At 49.1% G+C, this 23,632-nt stretch carries 26 protein-coding genes and 1 rRNA gene; 14 read left to right on the forward strand and 13 right to left on the reverse strand.

Going from position 1 to position 23,632, the window contains the following annotated elements; translation table 11 throughout:
- Nucleotides 1-90: 90 nt before the first annotated feature.
- The 6 genes from H924_RS03825 (at nt 91) to H924_RS03845 (ending at nt 5,300) form a co-directional block, all read left to right on the forward strand.
- Entirely contained in the window at nt 91-351 is a 261-nt protein-coding gene (locus H924_RS03825; protein WP_015650644.1) for a hypothetical protein, read from the forward strand.
- Nucleotides 352-424: 73 nt separating this feature from the next.
- Nucleotides 425-592: a hypothetical protein gene (locus tag H924_RS14105; protein ID WP_155861924.1), complete on the forward strand. Its 168-nt coding sequence runs from the start codon at nt 425-427 to the stop codon at nt 590-592.
- A gap of 212 nt (nt 593-804) precedes the next feature.
- Entirely contained in the window at nt 805-1,344 is a 540-nt protein-coding gene (locus H924_RS03830) for a hypothetical protein (protein WP_015650645.1), read from the forward strand.
- A gap of 39 nt (nt 1,345-1,383) precedes the next feature.
- Entirely contained in the window at nt 1,384-2,418 is a 1,035-nt protein-coding gene (locus H924_RS03835; RefSeq protein ID WP_015650646.1) for an IS630-like element IS14999 family transposase, read from the forward strand.
- An 8-nt stretch (nt 2,419-2,426) separates the two neighbouring features.
- Nucleotides 2,427-3,854, forward strand: coding sequence for an LGFP repeat-containing protein (locus H924_RS13625; protein WP_081602463.1), 1,428 nt, complete (start codon nt 2,427-2,429; stop codon nt 3,852-3,854).
- Between the two features lie 69 nt (nt 3,855-3,923).
- Nucleotides 3,924-5,300 (forward strand): HsdM family class I SAM-dependent methyltransferase, encoded by a 1,377-nt coding sequence (locus H924_RS03845; RefSeq protein ID WP_015650648.1) that lies wholly within the window; start codon nt 3,924-3,926, stop codon nt 5,298-5,300.
- Nucleotides 5,301-5,782: 482 nt separating this feature from the next.
- On the opposite strand, the gene H924_RS13630 is transcribed toward H924_RS03845, so the two are convergent.
- Both H924_RS13630 and ssb read right to left on the reverse strand, forming a co-directional pair.
- Nucleotides 5,783-6,502, reverse strand: coding sequence for a DnaB-like helicase N-terminal domain-containing protein (locus tag H924_RS13630; protein WP_015650649.1), 720 nt, complete (start codon nt 6,500-6,502; stop codon nt 5,783-5,785).
- A gap of 3 nt (nt 6,503-6,505) precedes the next feature.
- Nucleotides 6,506-6,961: a single-stranded DNA-binding protein gene (gene ssb, locus H924_RS03855; protein WP_015650650.1), complete on the reverse strand. Its 456-nt coding sequence runs from the start codon at nt 6,959-6,961 to the stop codon at nt 6,506-6,508.
- A gap of 97 nt (nt 6,962-7,058) precedes the next feature.
- On the opposite strand from ssb, the gene H924_RS03860 reads away from it, so the two are divergent.
- The 3 genes from H924_RS03860 (at nt 7,059) to H924_RS13860 (ending at nt 9,449) form a co-directional block, all read left to right on the forward strand.
- The gene (locus H924_RS03860) at nt 7,059-7,280 is read left to right on the forward strand and encodes a hypothetical protein (protein ID WP_155861925.1); all 222 of its coding nucleotides are present in this window, start codon (nt 7,059-7,061) and stop codon (nt 7,278-7,280) included.
- 376 nt (nt 7,281-7,656) lie between these two features.
- Nucleotides 7,657-9,150, forward strand: coding sequence for an LGFP repeat-containing protein (locus H924_RS03865; RefSeq protein WP_015650651.1), 1,494 nt, complete (start codon nt 7,657-7,659; stop codon nt 9,148-9,150).
- Nucleotides 9,111-9,449, forward strand: a complete 339-nt coding sequence (locus H924_RS13860; RefSeq protein ID WP_245533898.1) for a hypothetical protein — start codon at nt 9,111-9,113, stop codon at nt 9,447-9,449. Before H924_RS03865 ends, H924_RS13860 begins: the two co-directional genes overlap by 40 nt.
- Before the next feature lie 612 nt (nt 9,450-10,061).
- On the opposite strand, the gene H924_RS03870 is transcribed toward H924_RS13860, so the two are convergent.
- The 10 genes from H924_RS03870 to H924_RS03920 all read right to left on the reverse strand — a co-directional run bounded on the left by H924_RS03870 (nt 10,062) and on the right by H924_RS03920 (nt 16,786).
- Entirely contained in the window at nt 10,062-10,361 is a 300-nt protein-coding gene (locus H924_RS03870; protein ID WP_015650652.1) for a hypothetical protein, read from the reverse strand.
- 243 nt (nt 10,362-10,604) lie between these two features.
- Complete coding sequence (locus H924_RS03875; protein WP_015650653.1) at nt 10,605-10,793, reverse strand: hypothetical protein; 189 nt, start codon at nt 10,791-10,793, stop codon at nt 10,605-10,607.
- 242 nt (nt 10,794-11,035) lie between these two features.
- Nucleotides 11,036-11,830 (reverse strand): restriction endonuclease subunit S domain-containing protein, encoded by a 795-nt coding sequence (locus tag H924_RS03880; protein ID WP_015650654.1) that lies wholly within the window; start codon nt 11,828-11,830, stop codon nt 11,036-11,038.
- 5 nt (nt 11,831-11,835) lie between these two features.
- Nucleotides 11,836-12,705, reverse strand: a complete 870-nt coding sequence (locus H924_RS03885; protein WP_162139367.1) for an HsdM family class I SAM-dependent methyltransferase — start codon at nt 12,703-12,705, stop codon at nt 11,836-11,838.
- The gene (locus tag H924_RS03890) at nt 12,692-13,132 is read right to left on the reverse strand and encodes a type I restriction-modification system subunit M (RefSeq protein ID WP_015650656.1); all 441 of its coding nucleotides are present in this window, start codon (nt 13,130-13,132) and stop codon (nt 12,692-12,694) included. Before H924_RS03890 ends, H924_RS03885 begins: the two co-directional genes overlap by 14 nt.
- Before the next feature lie 54 nt (nt 13,133-13,186).
- Nucleotides 13,187-13,684, reverse strand: coding sequence for a type I restriction enzyme HsdR N-terminal domain-containing protein (locus tag H924_RS13635; protein ID WP_015650657.1), 498 nt, complete (start codon nt 13,682-13,684; stop codon nt 13,187-13,189).
- Between the two features lie 474 nt (nt 13,685-14,158).
- On the reverse strand, nt 14,159-14,389 hold the full coding sequence (locus tag H924_RS03905) for a toxin-antitoxin system HicB family antitoxin (RefSeq protein ID WP_029703424.1): 231 nt from the start codon (nt 14,387-14,389) through the stop codon (nt 14,159-14,161).
- A 12-nt stretch (nt 14,390-14,401) separates the two neighbouring features.
- Nucleotides 14,402-14,989 (reverse strand): ParA family protein, encoded by a 588-nt coding sequence (locus H924_RS03910; RefSeq protein WP_015650659.1) that lies wholly within the window; start codon nt 14,987-14,989, stop codon nt 14,402-14,404.
- Between the two features lie 55 nt (nt 14,990-15,044).
- On the reverse strand, nt 15,045-15,674 hold the full coding sequence (locus H924_RS03915) for a tyrosine-type recombinase/integrase (protein ID WP_015650660.1): 630 nt from the start codon (nt 15,672-15,674) through the stop codon (nt 15,045-15,047).
- A 518-nt stretch (nt 15,675-16,192) separates the two neighbouring features.
- A complete protein-coding gene (locus tag H924_RS03920; protein ID WP_029703419.1) occupies nt 16,193-16,786 on the reverse strand; it encodes a vitamin K epoxide reductase family protein in 594 nt (197 codons plus the stop codon).
- A 346-nt stretch (nt 16,787-17,132) separates the two neighbouring features.
- Here H924_RS03920 and H924_RS03925 point away from each other — a divergent pair, with 346 nt between their 5' ends.
- The 4 genes from H924_RS03925 to H924_RS03940 all read left to right on the forward strand — a co-directional run bounded on the left by H924_RS03925 (nt 17,133) and on the right by H924_RS03940 (nt 21,204).
- A complete protein-coding gene (locus H924_RS03925) occupies nt 17,133-18,146 on the forward strand; it encodes a siderophore ABC transporter substrate-binding protein (RefSeq protein WP_029703417.1) in 1,014 nt (337 codons plus the stop codon).
- A gap of 214 nt (nt 18,147-18,360) precedes the next feature.
- The gene (locus tag H924_RS03930) at nt 18,361-19,380 is read left to right on the forward strand and encodes an ABC transporter permease (protein WP_015650663.1); all 1,020 of its coding nucleotides are present in this window, start codon (nt 18,361-18,363) and stop codon (nt 19,378-19,380) included.
- 43 nt (nt 19,381-19,423) lie between these two features.
- Nucleotides 19,424-20,452: an iron chelate uptake ABC transporter family permease subunit gene (locus H924_RS03935; RefSeq protein WP_015650664.1), complete on the forward strand. Its 1,029-nt coding sequence runs from the start codon at nt 19,424-19,426 to the stop codon at nt 20,450-20,452.
- On the forward strand, nt 20,449-21,204 hold the full coding sequence (locus H924_RS03940) for an iron ABC transporter ATP-binding protein (RefSeq protein WP_015650665.1): 756 nt from the start codon (nt 20,449-20,451) through the stop codon (nt 21,202-21,204). The genes H924_RS03935 and H924_RS03940 overlap by 4 nt, the downstream gene beginning before the upstream one ends.
- A gap of 286 nt (nt 21,205-21,490) precedes the next feature.
- On the opposite strand, the gene H924_RS03945 is transcribed toward H924_RS03940, so the two are convergent.
- Nucleotides 21,491-21,757 carry a hypothetical protein gene (locus tag H924_RS03945; RefSeq protein WP_015650010.1) on the reverse strand — a complete coding sequence of 89 codons (267 nt, stop codon included), beginning with the start codon at nt 21,755-21,757 and terminating at the stop codon, nt 21,491-21,493.
- Between the two features lie 2 nt (nt 21,758-21,759).
- Between H924_RS03945 and H924_RS03950 the strand changes: the two genes are divergently transcribed.
- A 16S ribosomal RNA gene (locus H924_RS03950) occupies nt 21,760-23,283 on the forward strand.
- Nucleotides 23,284-23,632: the final 349 nt, after the last annotated feature.

Below are 23,632 nucleotides of genomic sequence, written 5' to 3' on the forward strand. Positions count from 1 at the left end.
TGGGGGTAGCTTCACCCCCTTTGCAGTGTTAAGAATTCATTCGTCTTAATCTTTCGTCACCTTGAGAGAGAAAAGATATGGAGTTTGAACATGGATCTTGGTTTGGCTTTTGAATATTTCGTCCTGGGCAAGGAAGCTGCACTGATGCCTTTGCTGTCTTCAGTCATCGGACTTGATGCTGACGCTGGTCTCGGTGGCGTGCTGTCTTCGGTCGTGGGATCGAGTGAGCCATCCTCGGGTGGCTCCGAAGGTTCTTCTGGAATGTTGTCTTCGGTCGTGGGATCATCCGAAGATTCTGGCAAGGATTCTGGTGGATCTTCCGGGCTACTATCTAGCGTTTTGTCCAGCTAGGTTTAGAAAGGGGACTCAGCGAAAGTTGAGTCCCCTTCTTTTCCCACAAGGTGCGTCAAACTGTCAAGACAGTTTGACGCTATGGCATTTCGAGAATCACAATGTCCTCCACTTCGCAGTTGAGGCAGGCAGCAGCCAGTCGAAGCAGATCATCGTCATTTGTAGGGTCAATAAGGCTGAGCAAAACATCAAGGAGCTGGGATTGGTTTTGCGCGAGGAGCCATTCATCATCGTTGTCTAGTAGTACTTCGTTAGGATGCTGCCCGTACTGTGGACGCGCACCTACCTAACGAAGTACTACTAGATGCTAGTTTTTTACGCCTCATCACCAGACGAACTGAAAACTTTTCAACAGCACTTTTCGGTTTAGTTATACATTTCAGCATATTTTCAGGATATCTAGTTTACATTGAATAAATACTGAATTTAGTCTGACAGAATAGGATTAGTAGTTTGAGGTTAAAACGAAATTTTGTAAGCCTGGTAGCTTCCATTTCAGTTGTTTTTGGGCTTTTTCCAGCCATCGCATCGGCTCAAAGCGAGCAGGAAGTTATTTCCAAGGGAAGTTTGGAGACTGAAAATATTTCTCCCACGGACTCTCTTAGCTCTCGATATGAAGCGGGAGACTCACATTTTCTAAGCCCCGATCTCATTCCCACAGTCCCCTCCTACGAGGAGTCAACCCTCCAAGAAGAACTTCTCCACCTTGGAGAGGATAGCGTTAACACTACTCCGGCAATTCCTCAATACGATCTCGGTCTTGCGCAGTCGGAAAAGAAACCAGGTCAGATGCGATCAGATCGCTTTCCGCTGCCCAATGGAATCACCAAAGAAGAAGCTGACGCAGCTGAAATACTAGAATCACAATTGCAGCAGTCTAACCATCTTCGTGCCACAACTACTTCAGGGTGCGAGGTCTTTTGGCCGTCTAGTTATCTTGTTTGCGGAGCTATAGCTCCCCCAAAACAAAAGCTCCCTGATAAGCGTGTTTGAACGCTGATCCATGTCACCTGGGTTGTTGACTTTTGAACTATGGCCGCAACCTTGACCACCGCACTCACGGGCGAGGAAATCACCATCCTCAAAAGCTACAAACGCTCCCGATTCAGCCTCGTCCAACACAAAGCCGAGGCACTCCTGCTTCTTGAAGACGGCGTCACCTTGGACATCATCGCCCGGTTCGTTGAGCGACAACCCTCCACCATCACCACCTGGATCACCGACTTCAACCGACTACGTACCGCCAGCCTGTTTACCGGCCACGCAACCAACACCAACGCCTCCAAACTCACCCCAACACAACGTGAAGAAATAGCCACAGTCCTATCCCAGCCCCCATCTACGCAGAGCATTCCCTCCCAGTTCTGGACCGTGCCACAGCTCAAAGACTGGGTAGCCAGCCAGTTTGAGGTGGTCTACGACTCGGACACCACCTACCACCTGCTTCTTCGGCATGCGGGCCTGAGTTTCAAATATCCCCAGGTCTTTGATAAACGCCGCGGCAGTGACACAGAAATCAACGCCCGGATCGCTGAGATCCGCGAGGAGATCGCAGACGCACTTCAGGATCCGGATCAGGTGGTGTTCGCTGCTGATGAAGTCCGTGTGGAGCATGAAGCAGAGGTACGCAAAGCCTGGATCCACAAGCACGCCCCAACCACGTTGAGTGTTGATCGTGTCCGTCAGGCACAGTCGTATATCGGGTTTCTGTCGCAGACGACTGGTGAGGTGGATTTGCTGCGGTTGACGTGGCAGAACACCGAGACCATTGTGGAGGCGCTGACCACGTTGGTGGGCAGGTACCCGGACAAGAAGATCACGATCGTGTGGGATAACGCACGCTGGCACCGGTCGAAGAAGCTGCGTGAGCACCTCGGTGAAGGCAATCCGTTGGCTAATGTGCATCTGGTGTGGTTACCGCCGTATGCGCCGGATCATAATCCGATTGAGAAGGTGTGGAATGAGGCGAAAGCAGCGATCAGTAACCGCCAGAGATTGGTGTTCGAAGACACCTGTATTGGGTTTGAGACGTTTATTGGTTCATCGGCTTTTGCCTACCGGATCTGAGCTTGTGAGTGAAGCTTTTGATTTGGGAGAGCTATATTCTAGATCGATATAAAGAGATTGGCGGGCGAACAAGTTGGTTGGGACTCCCTACAACAGATGAACTTACCAATCCTGATGGTCAGGGGAAAAGAACTTCATTCATGGGTGGAAGCATCTACTGGCACCCGAACGTTGGGGCACACGCCCTCACCTTATATGGAATGCGACAATGGGGAACACTGGGCTGGGAAGCCGGGCCATTAGGATATCCAGTTTCAGGCCCAGTCGACATTAACATTCCGCTCACCCAGATGCAGAGGTTCGAAGGCGGAGATACCTATTATAATGCGTTGACGGGTGGGTCCGTGTGGGGAGACATTAAAAAACGTTACGACGAAATGGGGGGCTCCACACATTCTATTGGCATCCCAATTACAAACGAGCAGTCTGCCGGCAGTGAATACCTGTACAACAACTTTTCAAATGGAACGATCAGTTGGAGGTCTGATCGTGAAACTCGGTTCATGTATAAAGCCACTCAAGCAGTATGGGAGGCGAATGGACGAGAGAATGGGGTTCTTGGATTTCCATTATCCGACGAGTTCGCAGATATTCCTGGAGTAAAACATCGAGTCAAATTTAATGACGGAGAAATCTTCTGGGGAGGAATTCTCGGAGCAATTGCCCTTAATGGAAATGCGTATGCTGCATGGAAGAGCTTCGAGGAGAACAGTCCTTTGGGGTATCCAATTGGGCTCAATTTTGACCCCCTCGTCAACGCAATCGAGACAGAACTAGGTTTTATCGAGGATACACTTGAGGGCCTGCGCGTAAGTGTAGAAAATAATGACTGGATTCCAGGAACAGAACCTATCGAAGACATAATCCTCGAAGACCCAGAAAGCCCCTCGACGCTAGAGATAGATCCGAATCTAGAACCAATCGATACTTCAGAAGAATCTATTGTGCCGACAATTACGAACAAAGCTGTTTCTTCCGCTCAGATTCTCCGAACAATTTATGTTAAAGGAGGTTCTAAGCCTGTTGTTATTCGCTTCGGCGCCTATAACGGAAAATCGGGTTTTGGCCTAGTCAAAGCGAGTCAGAAACATAATGTTACCAATCAGGACACTATTGCTCAGGTCTTTATAAAGGGAGCGGCCGTTCAAACGGAGAATAAGACTGCTATTAGCAGACAACTCAATTACTACCGTGTTGAATGTAGTAAAGTTGGCCCGATAGTTAGTTGTAAACAGACGAAGGACATTCCAGTATTAGCAGTTTCTCTGATTGGCCATCCTAAAAACTACCAAATGGCCGGTCATCCGACTCGAAACAATACACGCGATACCGCACCTATGGGGTTGTTAACCATTTATTGCCCTAATGATAAGAAGTTAGAAAAATGTGATAACTTCATTAATCTCCCAGCTACGGTAGCTGCTGCAGGAAACTAAACATTTTCCCCAACTTATTGTTTAGAGTTACCTCCTAAGATATAAACCGATCAAGGGGTGGTCTACACCATGGCAACTAACGTCCCGTCCACGCATGATCAGCAGGTGTTAGAGGAAATATGGAGCCTTTTAGAAGGACTTGGGTACAACACCCGACTGGTTGATTGTGTCGTGGAGGCCCTTACCCTGCTCACGCTGCGTGCAGCTGTAGAGAAAACCCATCCACGCACATGGGAAGACATCCGGCAAAACCCACCATCACAACAAGCTAAAACCACTCGATTGCTCGTATCCACTGTTCTTTCCAGGGCTGAGCAGTACCGTATCCCTGAGGGAAAAGTAATCAGCCGTCGGACTTTCCCTCCAACTATCATCTCAGCTTTGATAGCGATCATCTCCGATCCACGCCTTGGTCAGGGGCCTTTGGCTGTTGTGTCCTTTGCCCGTGCATATGAGTTTCTTTTAGACCGGGTTGCGGACTGCACTCCGCCTGATTTTCTTGGCCCGCCCCCTCCCCGCTGGGTGCGAGAATTAATCACAGGGATGTTACGCCCACACCAAGGTGTGGTTTATGACCCGTGTGCCCGATCAGGTCAGTTATTAACAGCACTCGATGACTACCAACAAACAACCGATACCGCTGAGCGGTTAGTGCTGTGTGGGCAGGAAAATGACCCAGTGCGCTGGCGTCAGGGACATGAGCAGGCTGTACTACGAGGTACCCGTATTGATCTTGGATCACAACCGCTAGATATGTTCGGTTCGTATCTTGACGATGGAAATGGGCCAGGGGGATGGTGGTTTCGCCAGGAGATGCACCCTGGGTTGGAGTGCGACTTTTGTGTTAGCTATCCGCCTGCATCATTTATTGATTCCGGCTTGGAGTTTGTTCTTACTGACCCGCGATGGGAATTCGGCCCCGGTATGCCTGATCCGGCCGATTTTGCTTGGCTACAGCTGGCTTATCATCACCTTCGTCCTGGTGGCACCGCAGCAGTGATGCTTTCCGCCGACACCTTATTCAGTGATGATTGGGAAATGAACCGGGTACGGACAAATATGATCAGCGAGGGAGTAGTTCGCTGTATTATCCACCTCTCGTCTGGTAATCACCCCGGCGGTAGTCATGTTCCTACGGCATTATGGGTGTGTAGCCGACCAGACAACGATATGTCATCAACGGTGCAGGGTCACGGTAGAGATCAGCAAATACTGCTGGTGGATCTGAGTCAGGCAGTATCCGGTGTGAGTGATAGTAGAGACGTAGGAAGTGACCGTGTTCTCCAGAAGATTATTAGTTTCTACTACCACTGGGGCCTGAATAATTCCCTGCCTGTTCCTCTTGACCTCACTGAACTCGCGATAAGTATCTCCGCGGATAAGATTCTTGACGGTGGTGGCAAGCTTATTCCTTCTTACTGGATTGGCCACCAAAAAGGGATTTAACTGGTTTGCCCTATTAGTAGTACTTCGTTAGCTCTTGGGGGTGGGACCACAGCGGCGTAACGTCCAATTCTGAGGCACGACAACCCCATCCATGCCCCAGATGACCTGCGCAATTTCGTCGCTAAGGTCTTTCACCTCCTTGGTCCGCAAAGGATGGACCTGACCCCCGTTTGGTGACCGCGGCGCATCTGTTTCTCACTGAGCAATGGTTGGCCACCACCGGCCCAAAATTTCTCTCGGTGGTCTGAGTTTCTATGCTGTGTTGGCTTAGCTTCAGACCGTCGTTATCCAGCTGTTGGCCTGTTTCCCGTATTGCGGCCGCACACCACCTAACGAAGTACTACTAGAAAGATCACAATATTATTTAGACTGGTTTTAAGTGAAAAGGTTCCATATGCGTCAATCTGTCATGGCTGTTTGACGCAATTGGGGAGTAGGTCATGTCCGCAGGCCAAATGGTCTGCGGACATGGCAGGTCTGGATTATCGGATTGATTCTTGGGCGTGCTGGTTCTCGGTTGCCTGTTGCTGCGAGTCGTCGTGAATTTCCGTTGCTGCTGGGACGTGGATTGATACAGCGTTGGTGGAAACATTAAGCATATCTGTCAGGTTAGTTGCTGGTGCTCGCGCTGGAGCGCTTGTGTTTATTTGTTTTTGCTGGTGTTGGCGAAAGAGTTCAGCACGTTGGGTGAGCTTTTCGGCTTGCTGCTTGGCCTGGGCAACGGCTGGCCTAAACCCTTCCCTGCGCCTGTGCGCTTCGCGTTGGCGTTTTCCGTGCTCCACCATGATGTCGAAAAGTTTATCTTCGGGTGCGTGTTCCGCAGCTGTTGCTAGTGTCGTGGCCATTGCTGCAAACTGCCTGCGATAGGCGGCGCTAAGGATGTGGTCTGCAAACCCTTCTGCCTGCTCGGCGATCACGACATTAGCTGTCATTGCATCAACGAGAAGTGGGCGCAGAGTGGCTGCGTTTCCGTGGCGCTGTTCTTCGTCTTGGAGAGATTCATTAATGAGTTGAGCTGAGAATGGCTCAGCGTTCTGGTATTTCTCTTTTATGATGTGGAAAAGCTGGCCATGAAGGGGGCTGTGGAAGTCGTCTGAGGTGAGATATTCGATTGTGGTCTTTGTCGTTGGGTGTTTGGCGTCTGACCACATTAGGGCACAGAGTAGGTTGGTCTCGGCATGAGCATCATCGGGAGCCTTCATGGTTTAAAATGGCTCCTTTTCGTCTGTGGCTCCGGTGTTCCATTGATCCTTTGGAGGGAGAAACTGGTCGATGGATTCGTCACTCTCCGTTCCTCGCACCGGGGGATTCACAGTGACTGATGAAAAGGCTAGGGAAGCGCCGATTTCGTCGATCTCGATTTCCCAGCCGGTACGCTTGTATCCATCATTCCCACTCCAGCTAGTGGGTTTAATTTTACCTGTGATCAGTACGCGATTGCCCTTTGCCAGAGAGACGGAAATGTTTTCTGCCATCTTGTTCCAGGCGGTGGCGGTAACAAAGATTGTTTCTTTTTCCTCCCACCCTGTTTCTCGGCTAAATGATTGCGGGGTGCAGGCAAGTCTGATGTTTACCACGGGTTTGCCAGAGTCAGTTTTCCGCAGGATTGGATCTGTGACCAGCTGTCCCGCGATGGTGACATTGACAGTATTTAGCGGCATGTGTTCTTCTTTCAGGATCGATAGAAAGTGTGCTCATGATAAAGTGCTGGGCTTCTTAGTGCTGCAATTTTGAATCCATCTGCGTGAGCTTCTTCATATGACTAAACCATCGGGGGTCAGGCCCCTAAGTGCTGTGCTGCTCTCGCAAGCCCTCAATGCAGATGTGAAGAAGTACTATAAAAGCTTTGCTACCATGCAGCATCCCTTAAATCGTAGCGATGGAACGCCGTTTGTCATCGCGGTGTTGGAACTTGTGCGCGATTATATTGCACGCATAATTAGGGATAACAATAAGCTAGATTTAGCAGATGTGTGTTAAGTGGTCAAATCTCGATTCCGTCGCTTTGGAGTTACGGCGATGTAGTGAAAAAGGTTGAATCTGCATCCCTTATGGATTTCCTGGCCTGCTTAATCGGTGGTGTCCGGTGTGCCGAAGCGCCGCGTGTCAAGAAGCCCAGCAGGAGGCCTCTGAGTTGAAATAGGCGCCGCTGTGCTGTAATGCAGGAGTAGATATTTCACCCTGGATAAGGGTAGGGAAGTAGTAGCCAAAAGTTACCTTTTTAGGTGATATTTTCCGTGCCTATAACAGGGGTGAAAACATACACATACACAACTATTTTATTCACAAGAAATTATGACTTTTTCAGGTTAGGGTCAGACTGTCCCCATTATTTACCTACGAAAAGAACATGTGAATGAAGCTGCTTTCTAAGGCTGCGGGCGTCATAGCCACAGCGTTATTGGTCATAGGTGGTGTTGCACCTGTGGCGCAGAGTCAATCTGAACAGATAGTCACATCTGATAAACAAGAGGCTTATATCCAAGAATTCCACCACGAAGGTGACACCCCACCTATCGTTGATGGTGTCGGTGGCTACACGGACGAAGAGATCGCACAGATCCACGAGGCTATCCGCCAAGCACAAGAATCTGGCGAACCTAATGATGAGCTAGTTCCTGGTGAAATGTGGTCAGACAAGGTTGAGCTGCCGGCAACGATTGATAAAGCAGCTGCCGATGAGGCCGAGATAAACATCGCGCAGCAACAATCCCAGCCACAGGCCAGGGCTCTTGCTGCTGCGCAGTGTCAGTTTTTCTGGCCGTCTCCGTATCAAGTATGTGGCGCTATTTTGGAGCGCTATATCCAGCAGGGCGCACAGTTTAGTTGGATGCTGTTGCCTACAGAACATCAAGCACTGAACCCTGATGGTCAGGGGTATCGTCAGCGGTTTATGTCTGGGTTTATCTATTGGCATCCCACCACTGGTGCACATGCGGTAAATAATTACAGTGCGCAGGTGTGGGAGCGTAACGGGTGGGAGTCTGGATGGATGGGCTATCCCACTGGCGGTGAAGTCCCTGTTGAGGGATCTAGCCCAATCGAAGGTGAGTTGAATGGGTGGGTGCAAACGTTCCAGGGTGGGCGAGTGTACCGAAGCTCAGTTATCGATGGTTTCCAGGTTGCCAGTATCAACGGCATCATTCTGGATAAATGGCTCCAGGAGGGGGGACCTAAAGGTGCCCTTGGTTTCCCTATTGCGGATGAGGCTGTCACAGCTGACGGTGTTGGTAGATTCAGTGTCTTTCAATGGGGATCAATGTATTGGTCTCCCACTACTGGTGCATATGCTGTCTATGGACCAGTTTTAGAGAAATGGGCTGAAAGCGGGTTTGAGAGCGGCCCATATGGGTATCCAATTTCCGATATTGAAGGTGAGGCATCCGGCGACGAACACCAAGAATTTCAAGGTGGTCGTATATCTACAGTGCCGGAAATGGAAGAAATAATCTATTACTCGGACGGGAAAGAAATCGATTTCAATTATGACGACATGTTGGAATGTCTTGGCGGTTACGATAATGGCCGTCTTACGCATTTCCACAAGACAGGTCAGAACTTGTATTGCAAAGATTTCCGTCACATTTATGCTCGACACATGCCTAAAAACATTACTTATAGTCTCTGGGATGATTTCCAGTATTGTGTTAGCGCCACTCTGAATTCTACGGAGGAATGGGAACCGAATGAACTCGGTACTTATGGTCGCACTCGCTATAATACTTACACCAAGACAAGGAGCTGGGTCATTGTGTGGGAAAATTCCGATAATATTCGCAGTGCGTATACCGATGGTGAAGGAGGAGGGCGATGGAGCCAATGTCGGCGCTACGTAAAACCGTGGAGTTAAATCCTGACTATGGTTCACCATGGGGATTATGGTCCAATCACCCGATTATCCCTTCATATCAGGGTGCCTTCTTAACACCGGATAACTTTCTCTTAAGTACTGGGCTGAAGGATCGTATGGATGCTTGGTTACAATTGTGGCGAGAGAACTATGCGGATGTTGTTGAAGAAGATTCAAACCGATGGAGACCAGGTTTCGATCGACGTGCATGGGCAGAGGAAGGAAATGCTATTGCAGAGTTGATTGAACGAGAAGTTCCTGGTTATGGAGTGGTTAGAGGGTTTCTTTCCTATCTATAGATGAGTTAGTGTCGGCATATAAAACAGGGTTGAGATTTTGAAGGGTCAATAATCACGGGGATAAGCCCCGTGATTATTGACAATCTAAATGGACCCCTACAGTTTCCATCGTCAAAAAAGAACATGTGACGCACTTGTTGAGGCGATTCGACATGACTGGGGGCTGTGGCCGTCTGTTTTTATTGGGTAAGTAATTAACCCCACGCAGATACAGTAAAAAATCCCCCGTACCGCATTAAGAATGAAGACAAGACGTTGTGTCTGCTGCGGGCCCGTCCTGTTATTTAAGGGTTGCAGAAAAAAGCTAATTAAAGCCGGTATTGGAGTCGTCTTTTGACCCTGCGTTTGCGGTCGTAACGCTCCTTGGTGGGTAACTTTGAACGATACGCGTTCCAGGGCTGTCTTGTACCTCCCGCCCTGGATCCGTTACCGGTTGTCTTCCAGGGCGGCGAGTGCTTTTAGGTAGGCGTTCTCGGCTTCTAATCGCGAAATACGTTGCTGAAGCTGCTGCTCCTTGGTTAGTGGCACAGCCGGGTCGTGGGCGTGTTGAGGTTTTCGACGTTGTGGTTTAGCCGCTAGACCTTGTTCACCGTATGCACGGTATGCCCTGACCTAAACTTTCAGCGTGGATCGGTTACTAATCCCAAATTCAGTACACGTTTCTGATTGTGAGTTTCGATCAAGAAAGTATCTGACGGCGTTGACCTTCTCGGCTTGGGTATAGGCCTTTCTTGAATGTGAACTCATAGCACCATTTTTACCGAAGGTTTCATAACGCTGGATAAAACCTCGCGCTGCGTCGATTGATACGGAAAGCTCGGATGCTAAAAGATCTCTGCCGATGCCCTGGTCGACGAGATCGCATGCGCGTTGAAACAAGATGGGATCGTCTAGTCGTGAAGAACCAGCCATAAAGAAACTGCACCTCCTGGGGCGGACATTAATTCCGATGTCCAACTTCAGAGACGCAGTTCAATTGTGTCGGGGGTTTCGCTTCTAGCGTTTATCTCTTAGGAAGACAATAGGATTCCGAAGATTCCCTGGAGGATTCCACCAACAGCGGAACCGATGATCGGGAGATTGGAGTAGAAATTAATGAAGGTGTCAATGTAGTACATTTTGTACCTTTCTTTAGATCGGTATTTCGATGAGGGATTAGGAGCTGAGTCCGCCACTGCTAAGGAGGCTACCGCCACCGCTGAGCAGGCTGCCTGCGGAAGAAAGTAGACCAGAGGACAGTCCGCCACCGCTGAGTCCGCCACCCGAAGATAGGCCGATGGTTTGCGCAAATTCTGCGACGAAAGGTGACATGGTGATCAGTCCGATGATGAGTTCAAGGCCCATGGAGATTCTCTCTTTCATTGATGTACAAAGGGGTTCCGGTTTGGGCGGTAGGTATCCCTATCTACCGCCCAGGTCGGTGTCTTAGGTTCCTAGCAAGAATCGGAACGGGTCAAAGATTAAGATGGATGATCCCTTAGCACTGCAAAGGGGGTAGAAGCACCCCCGTTAATGAGAAAGATGCAGTTAAGAGCACTTTTCTATCTATTAAGTCCAACTATCGAGACTCACTGACGCATGCTAATTTAGCTTGCCTTTTCAGAGCTTTGAGTTGCTTGGGCGATTGTTGCGCCAAGATGTGTTCTAAAGCTTTCGAAATGCGTACATGCCAATTTTAATTGATTTCCAATTTCTGAAATTTCCTTTGTTGAAGCTTTTGGAATTACAAGACGTTCGAAGTCCTGAGGGTAAATTTCAACCTGGCCACTCGATCCATTTATATATCGATAAATTTGGTGCTGTCCAGCATTGGTCAAGAGGTATGCAGCTGTGTACCAAGCAAGATCAGGATTCTTGAAACGAATGATTGAAACATGGCCATCAACTACGGCAGGAAAATCATAGTGATAAACTGCCACTCGGCCGATCGTGCCATCACCAGTTGAGTTGATAAGAAGATCATTGCGCTGTACTCCGGCGCGTTTTGTTCTTAAGCGAAAAAACTCAGAAGAGACAGAACGAGACGAATCAATATCTACGTAACCACTACGAATTCCAACTGACTTAATAGCGGCCACGTTGTCAGTGTTATTTTTAGAAAGCCTGGTTCCATCTGGAGTCATCATCCCAATAAATGCGAGAGAGTCGGGATCGTCTAAGTCATCGCTGTACTCCGGCTGAACACCCCTATGAATGGGTTCTTGTAATATTGCATCGGCGAGTTGGAATGAGCCATGCGCCGAAGCAGACGCGATTTCAGCGGGTGATCGGTAAATTTCTTGATGAAATTCGGGCTCAAAAACATGCATCGTAGAACCGCTTATATCTGACTTTGTGGAAAGTACAGCTTCAACAAAAGGGCGCGTAGTAAATAGGGCCATCTTCCTTAATCCTCCCAGTTAATGTTCTGTACCAGGTAGTCACGAATCTCTGGTAAATCACTATCGATGCTTCCATCAGATTTACGAACAAGCGAGCCGCTTCGGTCCTTTCCGGATCTTTGAGTGACTGCATAAACCACATCTGCGTCATTGTGTGTTTCTTTTAGATCTAATAAAGGCTTCGCACGCTTTTGGAGGAATATAACGCATGTCTTCGTGTTCGTAAATGGTTTAAACATGGTGCCGCTGAGACTCACTACAGCACGAATACTTGCATGCTTGAGAAGGTATTGTCTAACTCTCTCATCGTTGTAGTTTTTGAGCAGCCCACGTGGTACGACAACCGCCATTCGACCACCGGGACGGAGATATTGAAGACCTCGTTCTAAAAATAGTATGTCCCTAGCGACCGAAGCGGAGCGCTTGCGCTTTCCTTTTGAATCTATTTTGTAGGAAAGATCAAATTGAGACAGCACCTCTTCAGAAGAAACTGCTCCGGAAAAGGGAGGATTCATCATTACCACGTCAAACTGCTTTAGGTTTTGGCTCCCGAATTCATCAGGAACTAATAGCCGGTCACGTGAGTGTTCGTTCCAGTTTTTCTGGGTTAACCCGTCCGCGATGCAAATATTTGAGCGACCATCACCCCAGATCAGCATATAAGCCTTTGCAACTTTTGCGATTAGCGGATCGTAATCAATTCCGTAAACATTATCTGAGGCATAGTCTTTCTGATTTTCCAGAATCTCATTAATGTCGTCGCGCTCGGACTCAATAGTCTTGAACACATGATCCATTGCTCCCACTAAAAAGCCTCCGCTTCCGCAAGCAGGATCAAGTACGGTTTCGTACTCACGGGGGTTAAGCACTTCCACGCAACACGCAAAGATTGACTACATGTCGAGGAGTGAAGTATTGCCCTTTATCGCCTTTCATAGCGGGGTTGACCATGATTTCGAATGCGGCTCCGAGTACATCGACATCCGATTTGAGCAGATAAGTACGTTGTAACGCTGAGACACAATAAGCAAGAGAGTGATCGCCAAGGAGGATTTCTTCGCCAGGGTTGAAAACACCTTCCCAGCGCACTTTTGCTTGTTTAAAGAGAGTAGTGATGCGCGTCCTTGCTGTTTCAGCTGCTTCCAGAGCGCCTACGCGAAACTGAGCTGATGAGGAATCATTCTTTAAATTCCGTCTTTCATCGAAGAGCTTGGCGAAGATAAGTTTGAAAATCTCATCGAATGCATCTGATCCTTCGTGAGCTTTAATATAATTCTCACAATCTTTTACGATTGAAAGCATGTCTTCAATCGGTTTCAGGTCAGCTCGTGTGATCGGATTATCAACATCACTTAATTACTCTGTCCGCGAAGGGATATTTCGCAGCTCACGCCATTCAACATTTTCAGAGTGTGAATTAGGCTCCAAACGAAGTAAATAGACATTAGATTCGGAGCCGTTAGACCACACACCTAATCGGCATCCAGTCGCATTCATATAAACTTTTAGCTGTTCAAGTCCGTCAATTCGCTTGGGCCTTTTAACCTCAATGAAAATACGGGGGGTGTTTTTTTTACTGTCCGTATAAACGACAATGTCTGCCGCTTTTTTAGCTTCTGTGGAACCAACAATAACCGGAACTTCGACTGAGATTTGTTCCCATTTATACCCGTAGACGTCTCGTAGCGTATAAAGCCAGCTTTGTCTTACGACTTCTTCAGGCTTTCGGCTCACTGAATAAGCCCGTTCCCGTATGGGGCAAAAGATGAACTTCTCCTCATTAACTGAAGTGACGGTAAAGAGATGCTCTACCACAGTTGGTTTGGTATCAGAAGTTTTAAAAATCGGTTCCAATGGATTTCCATTTCAGTTTTTCTGGTGGTCAGATAAGGAAACCAAACACCTTTAAAAGTGAGTTCGTTTACTTAAATCCGCGGTCTTATATCTTCTTGATGTTTCGTGTCTGCCAGTTTGAATAAATCAACAAGTCTAAGGCCTCGCTCCAGCTACAGATGCAATACTAACCGTGTCATTCTGCCATGACATCAAGGCATGATGACAGTTTGACACAGAGATATTGCTTAATGGGGGTATTGAAATGGTCTCTAGCTGGCGAGACGGAGGGACATGGTCAGATGATCCCATTTTCCGTGAACGTAGTATAGAGCAGGTTCTGGGGGACTTCATAGATGGATTCGTAGCCACTGTTGTAGAAGATGGATGCGGCGTTGGTGATATAGCACCGATCTTCCCATGATTCAGGAAAGTTTTTCTGCGCAATTGGTTTAATTTCGCTGTACATGTGGTCAATGTATCGCCAGTTCATCGTTAGTCCTTAATGTTTTCGGCGGCGAATTTAGTCAGCAGTTCACTGATGATCGTGTTGATGCTGGTGTCGTTCGTGATGGCGTAAACGTGGATTTTGTGTTTGAGATCAGGATCGAGGCGAACGGTGAGGCGAAGATCCTTTGGTTGCGTGTTCTTGAGCGTGTCTGAGGCACTGGTGATCTCCCGATTTCGGCGTGTGCTGCGTCCAACTTCTGGTGTGTTCTTCGACATGGTGTATTTTCCTTACTTTCCAGTGATGGCTTTGAGTTCTTTTGCTACGGCTTCGTATCCGTAGAGGTCGTCTTCGAGTGGGTATCCAAAGCTGTTTTTGATAGCTTCACGCTGACGGATGGCAGATCCGTAGGTATCGACTTCTTCGGCTTGGAGTGCGTTTTGCAGGCTGTTGAGCGACTTGGTGCCACAGATGATGGAGGTCATGAGGATCTTAGGATTCTTCTGTGCTGACAGGTCAAGTGCTTCCCACATTCTGTCGATTTCGATTCCTGATGGGCGGGTAGGGATGATGACGTGATCTGCTATGGCGACTGCTGCGTCGATGATCTGTGCGGTTCCAGGAGGGCAATCAATGAGCGTCCATTCGGCCTTGGCTGCACTGCGGGCGAGGCTGCGGGCGTTACCAGGTTCCACAGTGAAGGGGAAGGGTGTGCCTTTATCTTCTGCTCGTGCTGCCCATTCAGTGGCGGAGCCCTGGGGGTCTGCGTCAACGACCGTTACGGTGTCGCCGGTGCGGGTGAGTGCATAGGCCAGGAAGATTGCGGTGGTGGTCTTGCCTGTTCCGCCCTTGAGGTTGCAGATTGCGATGGTAGTCATGGTTTGCTCTTTTCTGTGTGATCAAGCTGTCTTGACGTAGTGGCATGTTGAGGCGTTAGAGGATGGTTGTGGTAACGATGGCTTTAAGGTCGAGGCTGGATGCGGTGTAGCGTTTGGTGGTTTCTATGGATTCGTGGCCGAGTGCCTTTTGTACTGCGATAAGATCACGTCCTCCCTGCTGATAGCCGGTGGTGGCGAAGCGGTGGCGCAGGGTGTGGAGTGTCCAGATGGACGGCAGTGCGCGGGAGGCGAGCTTTCCCACCCATGGCGCAGAGAGGTGGCCATTGAGCTTGCCAGGGAAGATATATCCGCCATCTGGGGCTTGCTGTTTGATCATCTTCATGATTCCTGGAGGGACGGGGAGGATACGCTGTCTTCCACCTTTTCCATGGATCACTACTTTTCCCCATCCGTCGCTGCCCTGGAGAAGGTCATTGCTGTGAAGCTGGGCAATTTCCGCTGCGCGCATTCCAATTTCCGCTGCGAGAAGCAGGATCAAGCAGGTGCGTTCAGAGATGTCGATGATTGCATCTTTGATTGCATCGTCAGGCGCGGGGCGAGGTGGGGGAGTCGGCCGACGTACTGAACCTAGGGAGGTAGCCGGATTCTCGGTGTCACTGTGTTGTGAGTACCAGCGGAAGAAGGTGCGGATCGAGGCGTGATACGCATTTCTGGTTTCAGGCATCCACTCTTTTTCTCCGCTCCAGCAGATGAGGTTGTCTGTGGTGACGGATGTTGGATGATCAACGTTCAGCCCTCGGGCCATGCTGCGGATGTGACGAATCCGTGTGTTGACTGTGCTGGTGGTCTGCCCTTTGGAAACTAGGAGTAGTTCCCAGTTTCTGATTGGTATTACCCAACCGTGTGGGACTGCCTTTAGGTCTGGTCTGTCGGAAATTAACATGCCATCTATCCAATCCAATGGCATAGTAGAGTTGCGTCATGGCATAATGACCTATAATTGTCATGATGGTTAGGCAGCTTGGTGTCGTGACATTTTGACGCATGGTCGGTGAAAAAAAACGGCGCTCAAGAAAGCACATAATTTCGTAGATGTAGACCCATGACCCAGAGGTCGTAGGTTCAAATCCTGCCCCCGCTACTAAATTCCAAAATCCCACTCAACTTCGGTTGGGTGGGATTTTGTTGTTGGAAAAACAAAAGGCACAACCGGGGAGGTTGTGCCTTTTAGGATCTTAAGCTTTAGAGCATAAAGCGGAATGACCATAGTGCGGTTGCTGCAATGATGAGTAGCCAAACGATGGCAATTAGGTAGTTGTACTTGTAAATGCCACGGACAAAGGCATTGTCCAGGCCGCTGAATGTCTTGACGTTCCAGGTTGTCACCACGACAAACATGATGATGGAAACTGTCCATACGCCCATGCAGTAAGGGCAAAGGGAGCGGATGATTGCCATGGACTGGTAAGCCAGCCAGTGGCAGAAGAATAGTGCAAAAGTCATGCCGATCTGAGTGCAGAACCAGAACCAGCCGGCAAAACGGGCACCAGCGAGAATCGCCGCACCGATAAGTGCGGTGGCGGAGAACCCGGCAATGCCGATTAATGGATTGGGGATTTCGCCAAAGGCTGTGGATTGGCCTGAGCGCATGACGTTTCCGCAGGCTAGGACCTCGTTAATGTCACAACTGGTGATGTAATCCGGATTTTCGAGGATCATGAGCTTTTCGGCCATGATAATCACGGAAAGAAGAAGGCCAATTATTCCTCCGAGTAATAGAACCCAACCAAGCCAATTTGGTGCTTTGGGCTGGGCTGTCTGTGTTTCGGTATGCACTCGGGGAACCTCCGGGTTATTAGTTCAATCAATTCTAACTTCGGCATAATTCTATGCCTCTAAGAACTTAAATTCTTAACCTGAAAGCAACCTCACAGCTTCCTGGGTGTCTGAGAGGTAGTTGAAAGGAGAGTCTGTCGAAAACCCTAGATGAAGCATAGGTGGGGTGGGGGTGCTCCCAAATATGTTGCGACTTGGGAACTTCCGAAACAAGGGTGTGTTCTAGATTGCAAAGGTTTGCCTTAGTTTAGTTGGTGTGTTAATTTTTTCCTTTAGGTACCCCTTACCTAATTTTTGGTGAGGATAGGTATTTCCGGGCAATCAATTAAGAAACTCCAAGGACGTAATTGTGAAAAATAGGTTTAAGCTCTTCTCGATCGCTACTGTTGCTGCACTAGCACTCGTCGGCTGCTCCAGTACCGACAGCAGCACCACTTCTGAGTCTTCTTCCACCGCTGCCGCTGAGACAGCTATCACCATTGAAGATAACCACGGCACTCAGGAGATCGCGCAGCCTATCGAGGCAGTAGCTGCTACCGATAACCGTTCTTTTGAGTTGTTGGATCGTTGGGGTGTTGACCTGGTAGCGGCGCCTATCGCGTTGGTGCCTTTCACCATTACTAACTACAAGGAAAATGCTGACATCGCGGATATGGGTACTCATAATGAGCCCAACCTCGAGGCCTTGACTGCAGCACAGCCAGATCTGATCATTAATGGTCAGCGTTTTGCTCAGTACTACGAGGATATTTCCACCCTTAACCCAGATGCTGCGATCGTTGAGTTGGACCCTCGTGATGGACAGCCACTGGACCAGGAATTGATTCGCCAGGCTGAGACCTTGGGAACCATCTTTGGTGAGGAAGAAGATGCAGATCAGCTGGTATCTGATTTCAATGCAGCTCTCGAGCGCGCAAAGACTGCCTATGCTGCAATTTCTGACAAGAAGGTAATGGCTGTCAACGTCTCTGGTGGCGACATTGGTTATATTGCTCCATCTGTGGGTCGTACCTTTGGACCAATTTTTGATCTTGTTGGCCTAACCCCTGCACTTGAGGTTGAAAATGCTTCCAGTGATCACCAGGGAGATGACATCAATGTTGAGGCAATTGCTGCAGCAAACCCTGACATCATTTTGGTTTTGGATCGCGATGGTGGCACCAATACTCGTAATGAAGCGGAATACGTTCCAGCCGAGGAAATCATCTCCAAGAATGAGGCGCTGACGAATGTCAAGGCCATTTCCGCTGGTGACGTTTACTATGCACCAGCTGATACCTATACCAATGAGAACATCATTACCTACACCGAGATTCTCAATGGCATGGCAGATCTTTTTGAAAAAGCTGCACAGCAATAATTGGTATCTAAGTAACGTAAATGATCTACAATTTCTTAGGTAAGGCTTGAATATGTAAGGCTGTCTTGTATATGCAAGGCAGCCTTATCTTTTTTGTGTTGAAGATCCACCGGGTTTTCGTCGAAAAGCAAGTTTTTAGCAGATTAATTAGAAACCAGGTAAACAAAATGTTTTGTGCACACACGAGTGTTTGTGGAAGAGGGGAGTCACGCTGATGGCTATTTCGACTTCGCAGACACGGACTGTCAGCAACAACCCGGACGGCGGGCGTGAAAAACGCACTCGAGCAAAACTGCTGGATTGGAAGCTGCTGATCGGCCTCATTTTTGTGATCGGCCTCGTGGTGCTGTCTCTATTTACTGGGCAATATGACATTTTTGGCGGCTCGGATGGAGAGCTGATGTTCGAGGCAGTGCGTATTCCACGAACTGTGTCACTCATCCTTTCTGGTGCGGCCATGGCGATGTGTGGCTTGGTGATGCAGCTGCTGACGCAGAATAAATTTGTGGAACCTAGCACCACCGGAACCACTGAATGGGCTGGTCTAGGCCTACTTTTTGTTATGTACTTTATCCCAGCTGCCACTGTGCTGGACCGCATGATCGGCGCCGTGATTTTCTCATTCATCGGCACCATGGTGTTTTTCCTCTTTCTTAAGAGGGTGACATTGCGTTCCTCCTTAATTGTCCCGATTATTGGCATCATGATCGGCGCTGTGGTGTCCTCGGTATCCAGCTTCTTTGCACTGCAATTTAATATGTTGCAGCAGCTGGGAATTTGGTTTGCGGGCTCATTTAATACTGTGTTCCGCGGTCAATACGAGATTTTGTGGATTGTCGTCTTTGTTGTCTTGGCAGTTTTTTATTTTGCTGATCGCCTGACCGTGGCCGGCCTGGGAGAAGAGATCGCCACCAATGTGGGAGTCAATTACAACCGCATGGTGCTCATCGGCACTGGGCTGATTGCGATTGCCACTGGAGTTGTCACAGTAGTGGTTGGTAGTTTGCCATTCCTTGGACTAATTGTTCCCAACTTGGTTTCAATGATGCGTGGCGACGATCTGCGTTCCAACCTGCCGTGGGTCTGTCTGACCGGTATCGCAGTGGTGACCATTTGCGATTTGATTAGCCGCACCATCATCGCCCCCTTTGAAATTCCGGTATCGGTGATTCTGGGAATTTTAGGCGCGATTGTTTTCCTCATCATGATTGTGAGGCAGCGCGGACGTGGATAATTCTCGGAAAGAACAAGTTAAGCAACGGGAGAGTTTAGGAGCGATGCAGGCAGTTAAAGCACCTGCAAAACGCCGCAGCTCCGGCGCCTTCCAAACCGTGAAAGCGCAGCGACGCTATTGGGCGATCATGGCAGCACTTGTTGTATTGGCATTGGCCTTTACCTGGGGTCTGATTTGGTACGACAACCCCATGCCAGTGGGGCACCCGGCTTTTGCACTGATTGCAGAACGCCGTATGCAGGCAGTTTTTGTCATGATCATAATCGCGGTCTGCCAAGGTTTTGCCACTGTGGCTTTCCAAACAGTGACGAATAACCGCATTATCACGCCCTCAATTATGGGCTTTGAATCGCTCTATACCGTGATTCACACCGCCACCATCTTCCTTTTTGGATCCACAGCCCTGATAGCGACCCGAAATTTGGAAATGTTTGTGGGTCAGTTAGTCCTAATGATTTTGCTGTCGCTGGTGCTTTATACCTGGTTACTCACCGGTAAACGCGGAAATATGCATGCAATGTTGCTCGCCGGAATGGTGATCGGTGGTGGACTTGGTTCCATCTCCACCTTTATGCAGCGCATTTTGACACCTTCTGAGTTTGATATCCTCACCGCGCGTCTTTTTGGTTCTGTTAATAACGCCGAAACTGAATACTTCCCGGTGGCAATTCCACTCATGGTGGTCGCAGCGGTGATTTTGCTCCTAAGCTCGCGCACTCTGAATGTGGTGGCCTTGGGTCGTGATACCGCTACTAATCTGGGCATGAATCATCGCCGAGCATCTATTTACACTCTTATTTTGGTCTCTGTACTAATGGCGGTGTCTACCTCTTTGGTTGGCCCCATGACCTTCCTCGGCTTTTTGGTAGCAACGTTGGCCTATCAATTTGCAGATACCTATGATCACCGATTCCTTATGCCGATGTCCGCACTAATTGGTTTTGTGGTGCTTTCAGGTGCGTACTTCATCATGAACCATGTGTTCCGCGCCCAAGGTGTTGTTTCCATCATTATCGAGATGGTCGGCGGCACGCTATTCCTTATTGTCATTCTTCGAAAGGGTAAACTGTGATTTCCTTAACCAGCGTTCGCAAACAGTATTCCAACGACGTAGCGATCGGCCCGGTTGATCTTGAGATTCCAGCCGGCGGCATCACTGCTTTTGTGGGGCCCAATGGTGCCGGCAAATCAACTTTGCTCACCATGGTTGGCCGATTGTTGGGAATTGACGAAGGCCAAATCAAGGTAGCCAATTATGATGTCAGCACCACAGCCTCCAAGGATCTGGCAAAGGTGCTCTCCATCCTGCGTCAGGAAAACCACTTTGTAACCAAGCTGACTGTGCGCCAACTTGTTGGATTTGGACGTTTTCCCTATAGCAAGGGCCGACTCACTGCGGAAGATGAAAAAATCATCTCCAAATATATTGACTTCCTCAACCTCACTGAATTGGAAGATAGATATCTAGACCAGCTGTCCGGCGGACAGCGACAGCGTGCCTACGTGGCAATGGTGCTCAGCCAAGAAACTGATTACGTGCTTCTCGACGAACCTCTCAACAATCTTGATATTGCGCATTCGGTTGAAATGATGAAGCACCTGGAACATGCAGCACGTGATCTGGGGCGAACCATCATCGTGGTTTTGCATGACATCAACTTCGCTGCGCGTTATGCCGACTACATAGTCGCAGTGAAGAGCGGAAAGATCGCGACCCAGGGAACTCCCGAAGAGATCATGGACGATGAGGTGCTTTCCGAAATCTTCAATACTCCTATCGAGGTAATTGAAGGTCCCTACGGCAAGATCGCTTGTTATCACTAGCCTTGATCCGCGTTGAGCAGGCAATTTGTATAAAAGTGCGCTCGGAGGTAAATTAATCAGCACACCAGCGACGTGGCCACAAGGTTACGAGCTGGGAAAGACATAAAGAAGACTGATTGAAGTTTTTGACTTAATCAAAGATCTTCACTACAGTATGTCGAGCCACTTCAAAACAAGCTCCTTTTAAAGAGTGTTGTTGAGGTGTGTGTATGTTGTTTGAGAACTCAATAGTGTGCCATTTATTTTATTATGTTTACCATAATCCCCAAACATGGTTTGGGGTTGGTCATGCCGGGTGGTGGGTTGCATATATCCCACCACTGTAAATAAGGAACATGCTCTTTGGGGTGTGTTTTAGTTTTTGTGCATGGTTGTGGTAGAACACTTTTGTTTCCCACTCTTTGACCCCGTCGGGTTGGTGGGGAACGTTTTTTGTTTTATTTTTATAACCATTATTTTTGGTTAACAGCCAGTCAATCACCCTTTTTTGTGGTGGTTGGTTGTTTGTTGTTGGCTGGGTTTTGGGCTTTTCACGGCCTTGATTTTTTTTCATATTTTGTGGAGAGTTTGATCCTGGCTCAGGACGAACGCTGGCGGCGTGCTTAACACATGCAAGTCGAACGATGAAGCTTAGCTTGCTAGGTGGATTAGTGGCGAACGGGTGAGTAACACGTAGGTAATCTGCCCTGCACTTTGGGATAAGCCTGGGAAACTGGGTCTAATACCGAATAGGACACACTATCTTTACGGTGGTGTGTGGAAAGCTTTTGCGGTGTGGGATGAGCCTGCGGCCTATCAGCTTGTTGGTGGGGTAATGGCCTACCAAGGCGTCGACGGGTAGCCGGCCTGAGAGGGTGTACGGCCACATTGGGACTGAGACACGGCCCAGACTCCTACGGGAGGCAGCAGTGGGGAATATTGCACAATGGGCGAAAGCCTGATGCAGCGACGCCGCGTGGGGGATGAAGGCCTTCGGGTTGTAAACTCCTTTCGCTAGGGACGAAGAGTTAAATTGACGGTACCTGGAGAAGAAGCACCGGCTAACTACGTGCCAGCAGCCGCGGTAATACGTAGGGTGCGAGCGTTGTCCGGAATTACTGGGCGTAAAGAGCTCGTAGGTGGTTTGTCGCGTCGTCTGTGAAATCCCGGGGCTTAACTCCGGGCGTGCAGGCGATACGGGCATAACTTGAGTGCTGTAGGGGAGACTGGAATTCCTGGTGTAGCGGTGAAATGCGCAGATATCAGGAGGAACACCAATGGCGAAGGCAGGTCTCTGGGCAGTAACTGACGCTGAGGAGCGAAAGCATGGGTAGCGAACAGGATTAGATACCCTGGTAGTCCATGCCGTAAACGGTGGGCGCTAGGTGTAGGGGACTTCCACGTCTTCTGTGCCGCAGCTAACGCATTAAGCGCCCCGCCTGGGGAGTACGGCCGCAAGGCTAAAACTCAAAGGAATTGACGGGGGCCCGCACAAGCGGCGGAGCATGTGGATTAATTCGATGCAACGCGAAGAACCTTACCTGGGCTTGACATATACCGGATCGGCGTAGAGATACGTTTTCCCTTGTGGTCGGTATACAGGTGGTGCATGGTTGTCGTCAGCTCGTGTCGTGAGATGTTGGGTTAAGTCCCGCAACGAGCGCAACCCTTGTCTTATGTTGCCATCACGTGATGGTGGGCACTCATGAGAAACTGCCGGGGTTAACTCGGAGGAAGGTGGGGATGACGTCAAATCATCATGCCCCTTATGTCCAGGGCTTCACACATGCTACAATGGTCGGTACAGCGAGTTGCCACACCGTAAGGTGGAGCTAATCTCTTAAAGCCGGCCTCAGTTCGGATTGGGGTCTGCAACTCGACCCCATGAAGTCGGAGTCGCTAGTAATCGCAGATCAGCAACGCTGCGGTGAATACGTTCCCGGGCCTTGTACACACCGCCCGTCACGTCATGAAAGTTGGTAACACCCGAAGCCAGTGGCCCAACCTTTTAGGGGGGAGCTGTCGAAGGTGGGATCGGCGATTGGGACGAAGTCGTAACAAGGTAGCCGTACCGGAAGGTGCGGCTGGATCACCTCCTTTCTAAGGAGCTTTAAATAAACTCATCCTCAACAGTTGTTGGGTTGTATGGGTTGTTGGTGTTGGAACCCATGTGTGGTTGCCATCAACACAAATTAATCGGGTGGAGATGACCCTTGGTGTGGTAAACACTTCTCTCTGTGGGGGAAGATAAAAATAGGTGGCATGCTGTTGGGTGTCTGAAATGACATGTAATGTGTTGTTTCTTCATCAGATCATGATTATCCAGTGATTGTGCACGGTTGTGTGTGGTTGGTGGTGGTGATGGTGTGTTGTGTGAGAACTGTATAGTGGACGCGAGCATCTTTATTTTTTGTATATTTTTTTGTGTATCCGAACGTGACACACGATG

This window comes from Corynebacterium callunae DSM 20147 (assembly GCF_000344785.1).
GTDB lineage: Bacteria > Actinomycetota > Actinomycetes > Mycobacteriales > Mycobacteriaceae > Corynebacterium > Corynebacterium callunae.

Coding starts and splice junctions, on each gene's coding strand:
- H924_RS03825 (WP_015650644.1), top strand. CDS start 91: ATGGATCTTGGTTTGGCTTTTGAATATTTCGTCCTGGGCAAGGAAGCT.
- H924_RS03835 (WP_015650646.1), top strand. CDS start 1,384: ATGGCCGCAACCTTGACCACCGCACTCACGGGCGAGGAAATCACCATC.
- H924_RS03845 (WP_015650648.1), top strand. CDS start 3,924: ATGGCAACTAACGTCCCGTCCACGCATGATCAGCAGGTGTTAGAGGAA.
- H924_RS13630 (WP_015650649.1), bottom strand. CDS start 6,502: ATGAAGGCTCCCGATGATGCTCATGCCGAGACCAACCTACTCTGTGCC.
- ssb (WP_015650650.1), bottom strand. CDS start 6,961: ATGCCGCTAAATACTGTCAATGTCACCATCGCGGGACAGCTGGTCACA.
- H924_RS03860 (WP_155861925.1), top strand. CDS start 7,059: ATGACTAAACCATCGGGGGTCAGGCCCCTAAGTGCTGTGCTGCTCTCG.
- H924_RS03865 (WP_015650651.1), top strand. CDS start 7,657: ATGAAGCTGCTTTCTAAGGCTGCGGGCGTCATAGCCACAGCGTTATTG.
- H924_RS13860 (WP_245533898.1), top strand. CDS start 9,111: ATGGAGCCAATGTCGGCGCTACGTAAAACCGTGGAGTTAAATCCTGAC.
- H924_RS03870 (WP_015650652.1), bottom strand. CDS start 10,361: ATGGCTGGTTCTTCACGACTAGACGATCCCATCTTGTTTCAACGCGCA.
- H924_RS03875 (WP_015650653.1), bottom strand. CDS start 10,793: ATGGGCCTTGAACTCATCATCGGACTGATCACCATGTCACCTTTCGTC.
- H924_RS03880 (WP_015650654.1), bottom strand. CDS start 11,830: ATGGCCCTATTTACTACGCGCCCTTTTGTTGAAGCTGTACTTTCCACA.
- H924_RS03890 (WP_015650656.1), bottom strand. CDS start 13,132: ATGCTTTCAATCGTAAAAGATTGTGAGAATTATATTAAAGCTCACGAA.
- H924_RS03905 (WP_029703424.1), bottom strand. CDS start 14,389: ATGTCGAAGAACACACCAGAAGTTGGACGCAGCACACGCCGAAATCGG.
- H924_RS03910 (WP_015650659.1), bottom strand. CDS start 14,989: ATGACTACCATCGCAATCTGCAACCTCAAGGGCGGAACAGGCAAGACC.
- H924_RS03915 (WP_015650660.1), bottom strand. CDS start 15,674: ATGCCTGAAACCAGAAATGCGTATCACGCCTCGATCCGCACCTTCTTC.
- H924_RS03930 (WP_015650663.1), top strand. CDS start 18,361: ATGGCTATTTCGACTTCGCAGACACGGACTGTCAGCAACAACCCGGAC.
- H924_RS03935 (WP_015650664.1), top strand. CDS start 19,424: ATGCAGGCAGTTAAAGCACCTGCAAAACGCCGCAGCTCCGGCGCCTTC.
- H924_RS03945 (WP_015650010.1), bottom strand. CDS start 21,757: ATGAAAAAAAATCAAGGCCGTGAAAAGCCCAAAACCCAGCCAACAACA.